This is a genomic window from Bradyrhizobium erythrophlei (genome assembly GCF_900129505.1).
Classification (GTDB): Bacteria; Pseudomonadota; Alphaproteobacteria; order Rhizobiales; family Xanthobacteraceae; genus Bradyrhizobium; species Bradyrhizobium erythrophlei_D.
The window spans coordinates 5849235-5864413 of the sequence record NZ_LT670818.1; the positions used below are offsets into that span (position 1 = coordinate 5849235).

At 63.3% G+C, this 15179-nt stretch carries 12 protein-coding genes and 1 pseudogene; 8 read left to right on the forward strand and 5 right to left on the reverse strand.

The window, feature by feature from the left end; all coding sequences use genetic code 11:
* Window positions 1-15: 15 nt before the first annotated feature.
* Together B5525_RS27110 and B5525_RS27115 are read right to left on the reverse strand one after the other, a co-directional pair.
* On the reverse strand, window positions 16-1269 hold the full coding sequence (locus B5525_RS27110) for a vanadium-dependent haloperoxidase (RefSeq protein ID WP_079568750.1): 1254 nt from the start codon (window positions 1267-1269) through the stop codon (window positions 16-18).
* A gap of 226 nt (window positions 1270-1495) precedes the next feature.
* Window positions 1496-2400, reverse strand: a pseudogene (locus B5525_RS27115) (alpha/beta fold hydrolase).
* Between the two features lie 169 nt (window positions 2401-2569).
* Here B5525_RS27115 and B5525_RS27120 point away from each other — a divergent pair.
* From B5525_RS27120 to B5525_RS27130, 3 genes are all read left to right on the forward strand, one after another.
* Window positions 2570-3958: a class II 3-deoxy-7-phosphoheptulonate synthase gene (locus B5525_RS27120; RefSeq protein ID WP_079568751.1), complete on the forward strand. Its 1389-nt coding sequence runs from the start codon at window positions 2570-2572 to the stop codon at window positions 3956-3958.
* Window positions 3959-3960: 2 nt separating this feature from the next.
* Window positions 3961-4314: a diacylglycerol kinase gene (locus tag B5525_RS27125; protein WP_079568752.1), complete on the forward strand. Its 354-nt coding sequence runs from the start codon at window positions 3961-3963 to the stop codon at window positions 4312-4314.
* Window positions 4315-4412: 98 nt separating this feature from the next.
* Window positions 4413-6170, forward strand: coding sequence for an NAD+ synthase (locus B5525_RS27130; RefSeq protein WP_079568753.1), 1758 nt, complete (start codon window positions 4413-4415; stop codon window positions 6168-6170).
* Window positions 6171-6194: 24 nt separating this feature from the next.
* Here the strand turns inward: B5525_RS27130 and B5525_RS27135 are convergent, their stop codons facing one another.
* Both B5525_RS27135 and B5525_RS27140 read right to left on the reverse strand, forming a co-directional pair.
* Window positions 6195-7373, reverse strand: a complete 1179-nt coding sequence (locus B5525_RS27135; protein WP_079573835.1) for a DUF2865 domain-containing protein — start codon at window positions 7371-7373, stop codon at window positions 6195-6197.
* 143 nt (window positions 7374-7516) lie between these two features.
* A complete protein-coding gene (locus tag B5525_RS27140; protein ID WP_079568754.1) occupies window positions 7517-7822 on the reverse strand; it encodes a hypothetical protein in 306 nt (101 codons plus the stop codon).
* Window positions 7823-8266: 444 nt separating this feature from the next.
* Between B5525_RS27140 and cysS the strand changes: the two genes are divergently transcribed.
* The 4 genes from cysS to B5525_RS27160 all read left to right on the forward strand — a co-directional run bounded on the left by cysS (window position 8267) and on the right by B5525_RS27160 (window position 12399).
* Window positions 8267-9661 carry a cysteine--tRNA ligase gene (gene cysS / locus B5525_RS27145; protein ID WP_079568755.1) on the forward strand — a complete coding sequence of 465 codons (1395 nt, stop codon included), beginning with the start codon at window positions 8267-8269 and terminating at the stop codon, window positions 9659-9661.
* A 114-nt stretch (window positions 9662-9775) separates the two neighbouring features.
* The gene (locus B5525_RS27150; protein ID WP_079568756.1) at window positions 9776-10288 is read left to right on the forward strand and encodes a GNAT family N-acetyltransferase; all 513 of its coding nucleotides are present in this window, start codon (window positions 9776-9778) and stop codon (window positions 10286-10288) included.
* A complete protein-coding gene (gene cimA, locus B5525_RS27155) occupies window positions 10285-11883 on the forward strand; it encodes a citramalate synthase (protein WP_079568757.1) in 1599 nt (532 codons plus the stop codon). The genes B5525_RS27150 and cimA overlap by 4 nt, the downstream gene beginning before the upstream one ends.
* Window positions 11884-12021: 138 nt before the next feature.
* Entirely contained in the window at window positions 12022-12399 is a 378-nt protein-coding gene (locus B5525_RS27160) for a VOC family protein (RefSeq protein ID WP_079568758.1), read from the forward strand.
* A gap of 9 nt (window positions 12400-12408) precedes the next feature.
* Here B5525_RS27160 and B5525_RS27165 read toward each other — a convergent pair whose 3' ends face one another.
* Entirely contained in the window at window positions 12409-13017 is a 609-nt protein-coding gene (locus B5525_RS27165) for a TIGR00730 family Rossman fold protein (protein WP_425305327.1), read from the reverse strand.
* A 199-nt stretch (window positions 13018-13216) separates the two neighbouring features.
* On the opposite strand from B5525_RS27165, the gene B5525_RS27170 reads away from it, so the two are divergent.
* A complete protein-coding gene (locus B5525_RS27170; protein ID WP_079568760.1) occupies window positions 13217-15175 on the forward strand; it encodes an ABCB family ABC transporter ATP-binding protein/permease in 1959 nt (652 codons plus the stop codon).
* Window positions 15176-15179: the final 4 nt, after the last annotated feature.

Here is a 15179-nt window from a genome sequence, read left to right on the forward strand (position 1 = left end):
GGCGAGACGCAGACATCAGCGCTTCGGATCTGCCAATGCTTCCAGGCCGTGGAGCTGCGACGCAACTGTCAACTCGCCGATCTTCCTGCCCATATCCTTGCCCACCTCCGTCGAGAAGCGGTAATGAAACCCGGCATAGATACGCGCATTGGCAACCTCGTCGCTGTAGTCCTGGAGCCGGGTCCATTTGCGCACGACGCCCGGTGCGGTCGGGCTGGTGAGCGAAAACTCCCCGAACTCGTCGCCGACGATGTTCCGAAGTACCGTCGAGATCGCAGCGGAAGTGATGCAATGCGCGCACGGATACTCTGGATGCATCGGAGTATCGCCCAGCGGCAACCACGATTCTTCCCGCGGGGTCGCCGCATTCTGCGTAATATCCGCGTTGCGTATTGCCGTAATCGGCCGCCAGAAGTTGTACTGATATTTCGCATCGAACACCGCGACGAGAGCATCATTGCCGGCGATCGAGGTAAGTGCGAAGAGGCGAGCGCAATCTACCACATCCATGTTCTTGGCCATCGCGGCTTGTCGGACGATTGGATTGTAAGTGCGAGGTCCCACCAGGAACCAGAATCGTCCAATCGTCGTCTGCTCTGCCGTTCGAACGGTGCTGGTGCGACTACCAATTTCACGAATTTCGTTGACGTCTCGGGTCCACGTCTCGGAATCCAGTGCGGGGGGCGGGCCCGGACGGAATTGCGAGCCCGATGACATAACCCAAGGCGTTGAGGCTCCAGTTGTGGACGCGAGGGGTATGATGGTCGGCACGTAGACGCCGGCCTTCGTGTAAGGGCGGTAAATCTCCTGTGCGGCGGCGCCGTCGCTTGCGCGAAACGCGATCACGCCGTCAGCGGCTTCTTTCCCCAGCGCAATTCCTTTCGCCTTTCCGTCACTCTCTGGAATGCCGGAAAGCGAAGCCGAAAGTGCTGCATCAAGCATCGCTTTCTGATCCGGATAAATCGTAAGGAGAACGTCATGGGCAGCCGTAGCCGCGGCCGCTTCCTTGGAAGTGGAGCGATCCGCGGCGAGCGTTAGCTTGTATGGTGCATATCTTCGTTCTATCGCGTTCACTGCTTCGAACATGGCAACGTGAAGCATTGACATTGCGCGGCTTTGCTGCGCGGGCACGACCTGCTTTTCCGCGGCAATTGCATCGCCCTTCGCATTCCAGTCCATGATCACGTCGGCATGCGCGGTTCTGGCAAAAACCGCAGTGAATGCAATTACGAACAATAGTTGGAGCTTCATTGCAAAAAACGTCTTCATCTTCGTACTCCTCCTGTTGGCACGTGCGGAAGAACCGAGGAAAAAGAATTGAAGGATACCAGACGACTTTGAGCTTGTACTGTGAAGTCGTTTACAATCGCCGTCGCTTTCAACCGCAACAGCTTTCGCGGCTCAGCTCGGCCAAATGAGTAAGCTTCCCTGACTTGCCGGAGAAGGGCAGCGGTGGCGGCTAAACCTCAGGCGCATCACGACGGGAAGGACGACACTATGCCGCCGTCTGAATCCATTCGGCAGCACCTCGCCATAGCGTGTCGCGATGCTCGGGGCGGAAAAAACCGAGATGGCCGATTGCAGCGACGCCTGCGTCGGCCGGCGTGATGGTCAGGATTTCCGGTTCGATCGCGGTAAATCCCGAACACAGGAGTCCGACCGCCGGCCGCGTCGCCCAGGGATCGTCGGACAGGCACAGCGCGCGCATCGCTCCCTTGTAGTTTGCAAAATTCGACAGGGCGGGAAGGTTCGGATCGTCAAACAGATAGCGTTCGCTCATGACCCAGCGCACCCATTGCTCGACCACGCCCTTCGGCAGGTCCTCGCCGAGGCCGCTCCAGGCCGGCGCATACCCCCTCAGCCGGGTGAGGGGGAGGAGAACGAAATTCAGCAGGGCATAAACGCGATAACGCTCCGGCGAGGTCATGAGCTTCCAGTAGGCGGCTTGCGCTGCGATCAACAGCGCGCGCGACACCTCGGTGTTGTTGGCCAGCAGTCCCAGCGCTTGGCCGCCGAAGGAATGGCCGACATAGTTGAGCGGCAGATTGTGGTAGCGCTCGCGCATCCAGGCGACCGCCGCCGTGATGTCGAGCGCGGCCCAGTCCGCCATCGAGGCCTTGAAGCCGACCAGCGATTTGGCCTGGTTGTAGCCGACCATCGCCCGTTGCCTGGAATCGCCGATGCCGCGGTAGTCATACGTCAGGACCGCGCAGCCCCGGCGCGCCAGATAGCCGGCAAAGCCGCGGTAGATCTTGCGCGGCACCGCGGTCGCCGAGTTGATCAGGACGGCATGCCGCTTCGCGCCGCGCGGCAAGAACAGGCTCGCCGTCAGCAGATATCCGTCCGCCGCGGAAAGGTGATGTCATCGGTGAAAACGTCGCCCAGCGCAGCCTCTGCCACCGCTTCTTGCCTCGTGCCTTCGATCTTCCCAGCAAATGCGAATTCGGCTATTGCCGCAAGGGCTTGTCCGGGTTTGCGGATTTCCAACTGGCGGTCCGTGGTTTGCGTGTGTATAACGCGGCTCCGCTACTTTGGATAAGTAGCGGTTTTTGCTTGAGGAGTTGACGTCATGTCCGAGCGGTGGACACCCGACAGCTGGCGTACCAAGCCGGTGCTGCAGATCCCCGACTATCCCGATGCCAAGGCATTGGCTGATGTCGAGGCGCAGCTTGCCACATTTCCTCCGCTGGTTTTCGCGGGCGAGGCCCGCAACCTGAAAAAGGCGCTGGGGCGGGTTGCCACGGGCCAGGCCTTCTTGCTGCAGGGAGGTGACTGCGCCGAGAGCTTTGCCGAGCACGGCGCCAACAATATCCGGGATTTCTTCCGCGTACTGCTGCAGATGGCGGTGGTCCTGACCTATGCTGGCGCGGTGCCGGTGGTGAAGGTCGGTCGCATCGCCGGACAATTTGCAAAACCGCGCTCCTCGTCGATCGAAAAGATCGATGGCGTCGAGCTGCCGAGCTACCGCGGCGATATCGTCAACGATATCGCGTTCACGGCGGCTGCGCGCATCCCCGATCCGCAGCGCCAGCTGATGGCCTACCGGCAGTCGGCGGCGACGCTCAACCTGCTGCGCGCGTTCGCCACCGGCGGTTTTGCGAACCTTGGCAGCGTTCATCAATGGATGCTTGGCTTCCTCAAGGATTCCCCGCAGTCGCGGCGCTACAAGGAATTGGCCGACCGCATCTCGGACGCGCTTAACTTCATGCAGGCCTGCGGCCTCGACCTCGAAAGCCATCCCGAACTCCGCGCCACCGACTTCTATACCAGCCATGAGGCGTTGCTGCTCGGCTACGAGCAGGCCTTCACGCGGGTCGATTCCACGACCGGCGACTGGTACGCGACCTCGGGGCACATGATCTGGATCGGCGATCGTACCCGCCAGCTCGATCACGGCCATGTCGAATATTTCCGCGGCATCAAGAATCCGATCGGATTGAAATGCGGTCCGTCGCTGAAGCCGGATGAACTGCTCAAACTGATCGACGTGCTCAATCCGGACAATGAGCCCGGACGGCTGACGCTGATCAACCGCTTTGGTTCCGACAAGATCGCCGATCACTTGCCGGGGCTCATCCGCGCCGTCAAGCGCGAGGGGCGGGTGGTGGTCTGGTCGTGCGATCCGATGCACGGCAACACCATCACCTCGACCAGCGGGTACAAGACGAGGCCGTTCGACCGGGTGCTGTCCGAGGTGAAGTCGTTCTTCACCGTCCATGCGGCCGAAGGCACCCATGCCGGCGGCGTGCATCTGGAAATGACCGGCCAGGACGTGACCGAATGCATCGGCGGCGCACGCGCCATCACCGATGAGGATCTCAACGACCGTTATCACACGGTCTGCGATCCCCGGCTCAATGCCGAGCAGTCGATCGACATGGCGTTCCTGATCGCCGAATTGCTCAAGCAGGAGCGTGTCGGCAAGGTCAAGCCGATGCCGGCCGCGGCGGGCCTTTAGAATTGCTGCGGTTCTGGCGAGCCACCATCAATACGCGCAACGGGCTTGCCTTTGCGATTCGCTCGGAACAGGCCATTCGCGAGGAGATCGCAGCACTTGCGCTGGCGCTGCCGCTGGCATGGCTGTGCGGGGCGACCATGATGCGTCGCGTCGAGCTGGTCGCGGCGGTGGTTCTGGTCCTGATCGTCGAATTGCTCAACACCGCGATCGAGAAGCTGGCCGACCGGCTGACCACCGACCATGATCCGCAGATCGGCCGGGTCAAGGACATGGGCTCCGCGGCGGTCGGCGTGACGCTGGTGATGGCCGCGCTGTTCTGGCTGTTTGCCATCGCCGAACGCATGGGCGCGCTCTGAAGCATGCGTTTGTAGTTTGGCCTTCTCGTCGGCATCTGGTGAAGGCCGCGGGGACATGCTATATTTGATTTGCTCATTATGAGGATAAGACTCGCTCCATGACCGAACGAGCCGATCAGTTTGCCATCACGCTGGCCCAGTTGAACCCGACGGTGGGCGATGTCACCGGCAACGCCGCCAAGGCGCGCGCCGCGCGCGCACAGGCGCGGATCGAGGGCGCCGATCTCCTAGTCTTTCCCGAATTGTTCATCGCCGGCTATCCGCCGGAAGACCTGGTGCTGAAACCGGCGTTCCAGGCGGCCTGCCGGGCCGCCATCGAGGAACTGGCGCGCGAGACCGCCGACGGTGGCCCGGCCGTGCTGATCGGCAGTCCCTGGGTCGAGGACGGCAAGCTCTACAATGCCGTCGCGTTGCTCGACGGGGGCCGCATCGCCGCCATTCGCTACAAGGCCAATCTGCCGAATTACGGCGTGTTCGACGAAAAGCGCCTGTTCGCGCGCGGCCCTGCCGCGGGTCCCGTTACTGTCCGCGGCGTCCGGGTCGGGGTGCCGATCTGCGAGGATATCTGGCTGGAGGAGTCGGAAGACTACGAAAACGTCGTCGAATGCCTCGCCGAGACCGGTGCGGAAATCCTTGTGGTGCCGAACGGCTCGCCTTACGCGCGTGACAAGAACGATGTGCGGCTGTCGATCGCGGTCGCCCGCGTCACCGAAAGCGGACTGCCGCTGATCTATCTGAACGAGGTCGGCGGTCAGGATGAACTGGTGTTCGACGGCGCATCGTTCGCGCTGAACGCCGATCTGTCGGTGGCGGCGCAACTCCCGGCCTTTGCCGAGAACATCACGACGCTGCACTGGCGCAAGGGCGAAAGCGGTTGGCACTGCGCCGGACCGGTGGCCTCGGTCCTCGAAGGCGACCAGGGCGACTATGCGGCCTGCGTGCTGGGCCTGCGCGATTATGTCGGCAAGAACGGATTTCCGGGCGTATTGCTCGGGGTGTCCGGCGGCATCGACTCCGCGTTGTGCGCGGCGATCGCGGTCGACGCGCTGGGGGCGGAGCGGGTGCGCGGCGTGATGCTGCCGTTTCGTTTTACCGCACAGGTTTCGCTCGATGATGCAGCGAGGCTCGCCGAGGCGCTCGGCATCCGCTACGAAGTGCTGCCGATCGCCGCCGCCGTCAACGGCTTCGAGGAAATCCTGTCGAAGACGTTCGCAGGCCTGCCGCGCGACATCACCGAGGAGAATCTGCAGGCCCGCGCGCGCGGCACGCTGCTGATGGCGATCTCCAACAAGACCGGCGCGATGGTGGTCACCACCGGCAACAAGTCGGAAATGTCGGTGGGCTACGCCACGCTCTATGGCGACATGAACGGCGGCTTCAATCCGATCAAGGATATCTACAAGACCGAGGTGTTCCGGCTCTCCACCTTGCGCAATTCATGGAAGCCGGATGGTGCGCTCGGTCCATCCGGTGAAGTCATCCCGGTCAATATCATCACCCGGCCGCCGACCGCGGAATTGCGCGAAAACCAGACCGACCAGGATTCGCTGCCGCCCTACGACATGCTCGATGCCATCCTGGAGCGGCTGGTCGAGCGCGAGGAGCCGCTGGCCGCTATCGTGGATGCAGGTTTCGACCGCGAGGTGGTGGCGCGCATCGATCGCCTGCTCAATATCGCCGAATACAAGCGGCGCCAGGCTGCACCCGGCGTCAAGGTGACGACCCGGAATTTCGGGCGCGACCGCCGCTATCCCATTACCAACCGCTTCCGCGATTCCGGCAAGCCGTTGCCTGAACCGGACGACACGCTGCTGTCGCGCGCGCGGAGTGGATCGGCCGAAGCGTTCGAGGGGTAGAGAACGCGATCCTGAAAACGGGTGCTAGCGCGGGGGGATGAAGGTCGGGCCGACCGACCGGATCTGTTTGTCGCTGGTCGCACCGGTTGAGGCGGTCGCAGGCGCCGAGGAGTCCGGCGCAGGCGTGGCCGGCACGATGGCGGTGGCGCCTGTCGTGCCCTTCTTCGAATTTGCCGCCGCGCCCTTCGTCGTCGGCGGCCGCGACATCTTCTTCGCGCTGTCTTCGGTGACGATGATGTCGCCCTGCTGTTCGGCGGCGGCCTTGTCGTCGATGTTCTTCAGCGCGTCCGACCAGGTCTGTCCGGTGGCCTTGCAGGAGCAGGACGGGTTGAATTCCTGGCGGAAACGAAAGGCGTTGGGTAACGCGCTATAGGGTTGGCCGCTGATCGACACGGCCTGGTTCATGTCCTCGCCCGGGTTGCGATAGGCGTAGAGCGAGGCCTCCGCCGCCGGGCAGAGCGCCTTGCAGGTCCTGTCGTCGTCGGGAAAGCGGGCCGGGACCGTCGCGAACGAGATCGGAAAATAAGCGCCGTCGCAGGAGCGGACGCAAACGGTGCGGAAGGTGCCGGACTGCGGACCGAGATCGGCGCCGGGTACATTCGGATTGCTGTTGTTGTTGTTGCCGAACAGATTGTCCAGGAAGTTGCCTGGGCCGCGCGCGGCGTTGGCGTATTGGGGACCGCAATTGTTCTGCGCCAGCGCGGTCAGCACCGAGCGGCGCTGGTTTTCGCGATCGGCGCCGCCGAGGCCGCCGCTGCGCAGCCGTTCCAGGCTCGTCGTGATCTGTTCGAGATTGGCCCGCATCTGCTGGATCTGATTGTTGACAGGACCGCATTGCGCCGACTGGCCGGAGAACAGCGAGAAAAAGCCGGAACTGTCGCAGCCCATCCGCCTGGCCTGTTGCGTGACCCGATCAAGTTCGGCCTGCTGCTTGGTAGCGGCATCCTGGTAGCGGCGGATTTGATCGTCCTTGGCCGGATCGCCGGCGCCGCCGCGGTCGATGGTCGCCAATTGCGCTTCCAGCCGCGGGCACACCGGATTGACCGGGGCCGCGCCGGGTGCTGCCGGCACAGCTTGCGGAGGTTGCGGCGGACCCGGCGGATTCAACTGTGCGGAGGCGTCGACGCTCAGCGCACTCACGCCGATGAGCGCGGCGCAGGCCAAGATCCAACGGGAAAAAGGGGCAATCAGCGTTTCAGGCATATCCGGCCGATGAGGGGCTCCGCGCAGGCTCGAGCTTCCGAAGGCGCGGCCGACGCGGCCTCCCATAGCCGCTTCTCGGGGCAGCGTCACGTCGTTTCCGGGGCGGCGGTGTGACCGGACGATTCTGTCGCGGTTGCCGGGGCTTAGCGCTGGCAGGTGATCGCAACATATTCGTTGCAGCCGGCATGGGTACAGTTCCCGCCCGCCTTGGGAACCGAGCCGGTAATTTCGTCGGGATCAACCCGCCGATAGGACGAGGCTTCGGCGAAATCGCGCGACTGGCAGTAGGAGCGGGCGGCAGAGGCGCCGCATTTGTCGCCTTTGGCGAGGCACTGGTCGACGCCGTAGCCGTCGGCCTGGTTGGCGACGATGAACAGGCGGCTGTCGGCCCATGCCGCCGATGCGGCAGCCAGGGAGACACAGGCGAGAAGGGCGGAAATGGAGCGCATGCGGCACCGGGAAAGTGAGGGGATCTCCCGCATTGGATAGACCCAAAACCTTAAGAATGATTAACCATGGCGGGGGCGGCCGTTTGGTGTCGCAAACGGGCTTTTCTGTGGCGCATGACGCAATCACTTGACGCAGTCCCCCCGGCTGCCCCATTGTGGTTCCATGAACGGTTTCCTCGCCATTTGTGGCATTTGCCGCGAGATTACGAGCTAGCGATTCGCTGGCTGAGGCCGTCTTTTCTCACACGAGATCACTGGACGCCCGGCCGGCAGTGCCCCGGCTCTCACGTTCGCATCCTGTTGCGGCGAGCGTGTTTGCGAACGTGAGAGCCGGGGCACAAGAAAATACCATTGTAGTGCCGCTGATCGATTTGAAGTTCCAGATTGGATTTGCGGCCTGCAGTACTGGAACTTCAAATCGGCGGCACTACCGACGGGATATCCATGGAATTACGCCTCTACGATACGTTGACCCGCGAAAAGCGCACCTTTGTGCCGCTCGATCCTGCGAACGTGCGCATGTATGTGTGCGGTCCGACGGTCTATGACTTCGCCCATATTGGCAATGCGCGCCCGGTCATCGTGTTCGACGTACTGTTCCGCCTGCTGCGGCACCTCTACGGTGAAAAGCACGTCACCTATGTTCGCAACATCACCGACGTCGACGACAAGATCAACGACCGCGCGGCGCGGGATTTTCCAGGCCTGCCGCTGAACGAGGCGATCCGCAAGGTCACCGAGACAACGGCCGCACAATTCGCGTCCGACGTGGCGGCCCTCGGTTCCTTGCCGCCGACGTTCCAGCCGCGCGCGACCGATTTCGTGCTGCCGCGCGCCGACGGCAAGGCCGATATGGTGACGCTGATCAAGCAGTTGATCGCGCGCGGCCATGCCTATGAAGCCGGCGGCGAAGTCCTGTTCGATGTCCAGTCGATGCCCGATTATGGCGCGCTGTCCGGCCGCAAGCTCGACGAGCAGCGGCCGGGCGCGCGCGTGGCTGTCGATGCGCACAAGAAGAGTCCGCTCGATTTCGTGTTGTGGAAGCAATCGTCCGGCGACGAGCCGGGATGGGAAAGCCCGTGGGGCAGGGGCCGTCCGGGCTGGCACATCGAGTGCTCGGCCATGAGTGCTGCCTATCTCGGCGACGTGTTCGATATTCACGGTGGCGGCATCGACCTGATCTTTCCGCATCACGAGAACGAACTCGCGCAGTCGCGCTGCGCGCATGGCACGCGCGCCATGGCGAACTACTGGCTGCACAATGAATTCGTGCAAATCGAAGATGCCAAGATGTCGAAGTCCCTGGGCAACTTCGTCACCATCCGGGATTTACTGGCCGATTGGCCGGGCGAGGTGCTGCGCCTCAACATGCTGAAGGCGCATTACCGCTCGCCGATGGACTGGACGTTGAAGGGCCTGGAGGAGAGCGCCAAGACGCTCGACGACTGGTACTGGGTTGCAGCCGACCTCGGGGGCGAACAGCCCGCCGATACCGTCATCGAGGCGCTGCTGGACGATCTGAACACGCCGCAGATGATCGCCGGGTTGCATGGTTTGCGGAATAAGGCGGCCTTCGGAAACGAAACCGATCGCAGCCGGTTTGCTGCTTCCCTGCGGTTTCTGGGTTTCCTGTCGGAGACTGCGGTGCAATGGAACGGCCGAAAGCAGCACGCGAGCGGCGTCGATGCCGGCCTGGTCGACAGTTTGATTGCTGCTCGCGCCGCTGCCCGCGCCCGCAAGGATTTTGGGGAGTCCGACCGTATCCGCGATGAACTGGCGGCGATGGGCGTGGTGATCAAGGATTCCAAGGACGGCACCACCTGGGAGATTGCGCGATGACCAAGCCCGACACGCCTTTTCCAAAGCATTGGCGTTATTACATCGTGCTCAAATGGGCCGTGATCGCGGCTGGCATCGTGCTGGCATTAAAACTGTTCGGAGTGTTTTGAGGCGATGGGACAGGCGCTGCCCAAACCCGGCTTGCGGCCGTTTTTGCCTGCGGATACCCCCGTGCTGGCGGCGATCTTCATCGCCGCCATCGAGCAATTGACGGGCGACGACTATAGCGAGGCGCAGCAGCAGGCCTGGGCCAGCGTCGCTGATGACGAGGAGGCATTCGGCAGGCGCCTGGCAGGCGAACTCACGCTGATCGCCACGCTGCAGAATTCGCCGGTCGGATTCGCCGCGCTGAAGGGCGCCGACCATATCGACATGCTCTATGTGCACCCCGGCGCGGCCGGGCAGGGCGTGGCGAGCGTGCTGGTCGAGGCGCTGGAGAAGCTCGCCGGCGCCCGCGGCGCCAAGAGCCTCAACGTCGACGCCAGCGACAACGCGGCGGAGTTTTTTGAAAAGCGCGGCTACGTCGCAAACCAGCGCAACACCGTAACCGTCAATGGCGAATGGCTCGCCAACACCACGATGCAGAAGACGCTTGGTGACGGCGCCAAGCCGGGAGCTCCTACATGAGCCGCGAACGCCTCTATCTGTTCGATACCACGCTGCGCGACGGCGCGCAGACCAATGGCGTCGACTTCACCCTGCACGACAAGCAGCTGATCGCCGGCATGCTCGACGAACTCGGCATCGACTATGTCGAGGGCGGCTATCCCGGCGCCAATCCCACCGATACCGAATTCTTCGCCGAGAGGCCGAAGCTCAGACACGCGCGCTTCACGGCGTTCGGCATGACGCGGCGGCCCGGCCGTTCGGCCTCCAACGATCCCGGGCTGGCGGCGCTGCTCGAAGCCAAGGCGGATGCGATCTGCTTTGTCGCCAAATCCTCGGCCTATCAGGTGCGCGTGGCGCTGGAGACCACCAACGAGGAAAATCTCGCCTCGATCCGCGACAGCGTCCGGGCCGCGAAATCCGCGGGCCGCGAGGTCATGCTCGACTGCGAGCATTTCTTCGACGGCTACAAGGAAAATCCGGAATTCGCGCTGGCCTGCGCGACGGCCGCCTACGATTCCGGCGCGCGCTGGGTGGTGCTGTGCGACACCAATGGCGGCACCATGCCGCACGAGATCGAGACCATCGTCACCGAGGTGGTCAAGCATATTCCCGGCGATCACGTCGGCATTCATGCCCATAACGATACCGAGCAGGCGGTGGCCAATTCGCTGGCCGCGGTGCGCGCCGGCGCCCGTCAGATCCAGGGCACGCTGAACGGGCTCGGCGAACGCTGCGGCAACGCCAATCTGTGTTCGCTGATCCCGACCTTGCGTTTGAAGCGCGAATTGTCCGATCGGTTCGAGATCGGCGTTTCGCCGGAGCGGATGGCGACCCTGATGAAGGTGTCGCGCACACTCGACGACATGCTCAACCGCGCCTCGAACCGGCACGCGCCCTACGTCGGCGAAAGCGCCTTCGTCACCAAGACCGGCATACATGCTTCCGCCGTGCTGAAGGATCCGCAAACCTACGAACATGTGTCGCCGGAAGCGGTCGGCAACCATCGCAAGGTGCTGGTATCCGATCAGGCCGGCCGCTCCAACGTCATCGCCGAGCTCGATCGCGCCGGCATTGCCTACGACAGGAACGATCCGAAACTGCTTCGCCTGGTCGACGAAATGAAAGACCGCGAGGCCGCAGGCTACGCCTATGAATCCGCCAACGCCTCGTTCGATCTGCTGGCGCGCCGCACGCTCGGAAAAGTGCCGGAATATTTCCGGGTCGAGCAGTTCGACGTCAATGTCGAGCAGCGCTACAACGCCAACGGCCGGCGCGTCACGGTGGCGATGGCGGTGGTGAAGGTCGATGTCGACGGCGAGAAACTGATCTCGGCCGCGGAGGGCAACGGCCCGGTCAATGCGCTCGACGTCGCGCTGCGCAAGGATCTCGGCAAGTACCAGAAATACATCGAGGGCCTGAAGCTGATCGATTACCGCGTGCGTATCCTCAATGGCGGGACGGAAGCGGTGACGCGGGTGCTGATCGAGAGCGAGGACGAAGAGGGCGAGCGCTGGACCACGATCGGCGTGTCGCCCAACATCATCGACGCCTCGTTCCAGGCACTGATGGATTCGGTGATCTACAAGCTGGTGAAATCAGGCGCGCCGGCGTGACCACTCTCCGTCATTCCGGGGCGACGCGAAGCGTCGAACTACGATGTGCAATTGCACATCGGAGAATCTCGAGATTCCAGGTTCGCGTCTTCGACGCGCCCCGGAATGACGCTTCAAAATCCGGGAGAATCATCCCCCATGATCGACCACATCTCCCTCGGCGTCGCCGATCTCGAACGCGCCGCGCGCTTCTACGAAGCGACGCTGGCGCCGCTTGGGCTTTCGCGGCTGGTGACGCGACCGGCGACGATCGGCTTCGGCAGGAACTATCCCGAATTCTGGATCAATTTGCGCGCCGCCATGCCTCCGGTCGCGCCGGAGAGCGGCGTCCATATCTGCCTGCGGGCGAAATCGACCGGTGAGGTCGATGCGTTCCATGCCGCGGCGCTTGATGCCGGCGGCCGCTCCGACGGCGCGCCGGGCCTGCGGCCGCATGATCGCGTGCGTTATTACGCGGCGTTCGTGCTCGATCCCGACGGCAACCGCATCGAGGCCGTGACGTTTCCCGCGGAGTGACGCCAGTCTTCAGAGCCGGCTGGCGATTTCAGGCGCAAGCCCCGCGGCGCGTTCCGGGACGCGGGCGGCGGCGGCACGCAGCCGCGGCAGGATGTCCTCGACCCGTTCGGCCTTGAGAATATCGACCGCCAGCGAAGCCCGAATGAATTCGGTGGCGCGCATATGCGCGAGCAATGCGAGCAAGGGTTCCCAGAAGCCGTCGATATTGGCGAGCAGCACCGGCTTGGTGTGGCGGCCGAGCTGCTGCCAGGTCAGCTGCTCCACCAGTTCCTCCAAGGTGCCGACCCCGCCGGGCAACGCCACGAACGCGTCGGAGCGCTCGAACATCAGCCGCTTGCGTTCGTGCATGTCGGGCGTGACGATCATTTCTTGAACGCGCTTCAGGGCGTTTTCGCGGATGGTGAGGAAATCGGGAATGATGCCCGTCACCGTGCCGCCGTGATCGAGCACCGATGTCGCCACCGCGCCCATCAGCCCGATCGAGCCGCCGCCGTAGACGAGGCGGATGCCGTTGTCGGCGAGGGCTTTTCCGAAGCCGATGGCGGCTTCAACAAAGTGGGGATTTGTGCCGGGGCCGGAGCCGCAATAGACACAGACAGTCCTGATTTTGTTCGTCATGTTTTTCATGTGGCACTGCAGCGTAAAAGCGTCAAGCCTATCGGATTCGCTCGGGTGGGTGAATCTATCCGCAAATGCCCGGGATTCGCCAAAGAATCGCGCCTAATAAGGGTGCACGCAGCGTTTAAACGCTCTATATGACGGGCAGAATGCAGAAAAGCGGAAAACGCGGGACCGCACCTCTCCAGGCTGTTGATTGATGGCTTATCACCACTCGGCCCCCGGCGCCGAAGACACGCTGCCTGCCTCCCAGAATTCGGCCGAAAAAGCGACCCTGATCGGGACGCTGGTGCATCTGTGGCCGTATATCTGGCCCGGTGATCGCGCCGATCTCAAGATGCGCGTGGTCTGGTCGGTGGTCTTGCTGCTGGTCGCCAAGGTGGCGACGCTGGCGGTGCCCTTCACCTTCAAATGGGCGATCGACGCATTGACCGGCGCGGATACCGCTCCGGCCGCGTCGTCGAACTGGACGTTGTGGCTGATCGCCTCGCCCTTCATCATGACCTTGAGCTATGGCGGCCTGCGCGTGCTGATGGCGGTCCTGACGCAGTGGCGCGACGGCATCTTCGCGGGCGTGGCGATGCATGCGGTGCGCAAGCTCGCCTACCGCACCTTCGTCCACATGCATGAGCTGTCGCTGCGCTTCCATCTGGAGCGCAAGACCGGGGGACTGACGCGCGTGCTGGAGCGCGGCCGCTCCGGCATCGAGGTCATCGTGCGGATGGTGATCCTGCAGCTGGTCCCGACCATCGTCGAGGTCACGCTGCTGATGGGCGTGCTGTTGTGGAAGTTCGACTGGCGCTACGTGCTCGCGACCATGATCACCGTCGTGATCTTCATGTATTACACCTACCTCGCGACCGAATGGCGGATCGAGATTCGCCGCAAGATGAACGAATCCGACACCGAAGCGAACACCAAGGCGATCGATTCGCTTCTGAACTACGAGACGGTGAAATATTTCGGGTCCGAGGAACGCGAAGCGGTCCGTTACGACCGTTCGATGGCGCGCTACGAACAGGCCAGCGTCAAGACCTACACCTCGCTCGCGGTTCTCAATACCGGGCAGGCGATCATCTTCACCGGCGGCCTGACCGCGACCATGCTGATGTGCGCGATCGGGGTCCGCAGCGGACACAATACGGTCGGCGATTTCGTCATGGTCAACGCCATGATGATCCAGCTCTACCAGCCGCTGAATTTCATGGGCATGGTCTACCGCGAGATCAAGCAGGCGATCATCGACATCGAGAAGATGTTCAGCGTGCTGTCGCGCAATCCCGAGATCAAGGACGTCGCCGGCGCCAGGCCGCTGGTCGTGACCGCCGGCAATGTGCGCTTCGAGGATGTGCGCTTCTCCTACGATCCCGAACGTCCGATTCTGAAAGGCCTCAGCTTCGAGGTGCCGGCCGGCAAGACGGTGGCGATCGTCGGACCGTCCGGCGCCGGCAAGTCGACCATCTCGCGCCTGTTGTTCCGACTCTATGACGTCTCCGGCGGCCGGATCCTGATCGACGGCCAGGATATCCGCAATGTCACGCAGTCATCGCTGCGGGCATCGATCGGCATGGTGCCGCAGGATACCGTGCTGTTCAACGACAGCATCCGCTACAACATCCGCTACGGCCGCTGGGACGCCACGGACGCCGAAGTCGAGCAGGCGGCAACGCTCGCCCAGATCGATCCGTTCATCCGGATGTCGCCGAAGGGATACGAGACGCAAGTGGGCGAGCGCGGCCTGAAACTGTCGGGCGGCGAGAAGCAGCGCGTCGCGATCGCGCGCACGGTGCTCAAGGCGCCGCCGATCCTGGTGCTGGACGAGGCGACTTCGGCGCTCGACAGCCATACCGAACATGAAATTCAGGAGGCGCTCGAGCGGGTGTCGCGCAACCGCACCTCGCTCGTGATCGCGCATCGGCTGTCGACGATCGTCGGTGCCGACGAAATCATCGTGCTCGATCAGGGCCGCATCGCCGAGCGCGGAACCCACGCCCAGCTTTTGGCAACCGGCGGACTTTATGCCAGTATGTGGAACCGGCAGCGCGAGGCTCAGGAGGCGCGCGAGAGGCTGGCGCGGATCGCCGACGAGAACGAGGCGCCGAACCGCGAGCCGCCACCGGTCGACGACGTGCTGGTGACGCCCGCCGCCGCCGAATGACCGA

What these genes read in the sequence shown, in the direction of transcription:
- B5525_RS27130 (WP_079568753.1), top strand. Translation starts at nt 4,413, where the DNA reads ATGACCGAACGAGCCGATCAGTTTGCCATCACGCTGGCCCAGTTGAAC.
- B5525_RS27165 (WP_425305327.1), bottom strand. Translation starts at nt 13,017, where the DNA reads ATGACGAACAAAATCAGGACTGTCTGTGTCTATTGCGGCTCCGGCCCC.
- B5525_RS27120 (WP_079568751.1), top strand. Translation starts at nt 2,570, where the DNA reads ATGTCCGAGCGGTGGACACCCGACAGCTGGCGTACCAAGCCGGTGCTG.
- B5525_RS27160 (WP_079568758.1), top strand. Translation starts at nt 12,022, where the DNA reads ATGATCGACCACATCTCCCTCGGCGTCGCCGATCTCGAACGCGCCGCG.
- B5525_RS27135 (WP_079573835.1), bottom strand. Translation starts at nt 7,373, where the DNA reads ATGCCTGAAACGCTGATTGCCCCTTTTTCCCGTTGGATCTTGGCCTGC.
- B5525_RS27110 (WP_079568750.1), bottom strand. Translation starts at nt 1,269, where the DNA reads ATGAAGACGTTTTTTGCAATGAAGCTCCAACTATTGTTCGTAATTGCA.
- B5525_RS27170 (WP_079568760.1), top strand. Translation starts at nt 13,217, where the DNA reads ATGGCTTATCACCACTCGGCCCCCGGCGCCGAAGACACGCTGCCTGCC.
- cysS (WP_079568755.1), top strand. Translation starts at nt 8,267, where the DNA reads ATGGAATTACGCCTCTACGATACGTTGACCCGCGAAAAGCGCACCTTT.
- B5525_RS27140 (WP_079568754.1), bottom strand. Translation starts at nt 7,822, where the DNA reads ATGCGCTCCATTTCCGCCCTTCTCGCCTGTGTCTCCCTGGCTGCCGCA.
- cimA (WP_079568757.1), top strand. Translation starts at nt 10,285, where the DNA reads ATGAGCCGCGAACGCCTCTATCTGTTCGATACCACGCTGCGCGACGGC.
- B5525_RS27150 (WP_079568756.1), top strand. Translation starts at nt 9,776, where the DNA reads ATGGGACAGGCGCTGCCCAAACCCGGCTTGCGGCCGTTTTTGCCTGCG.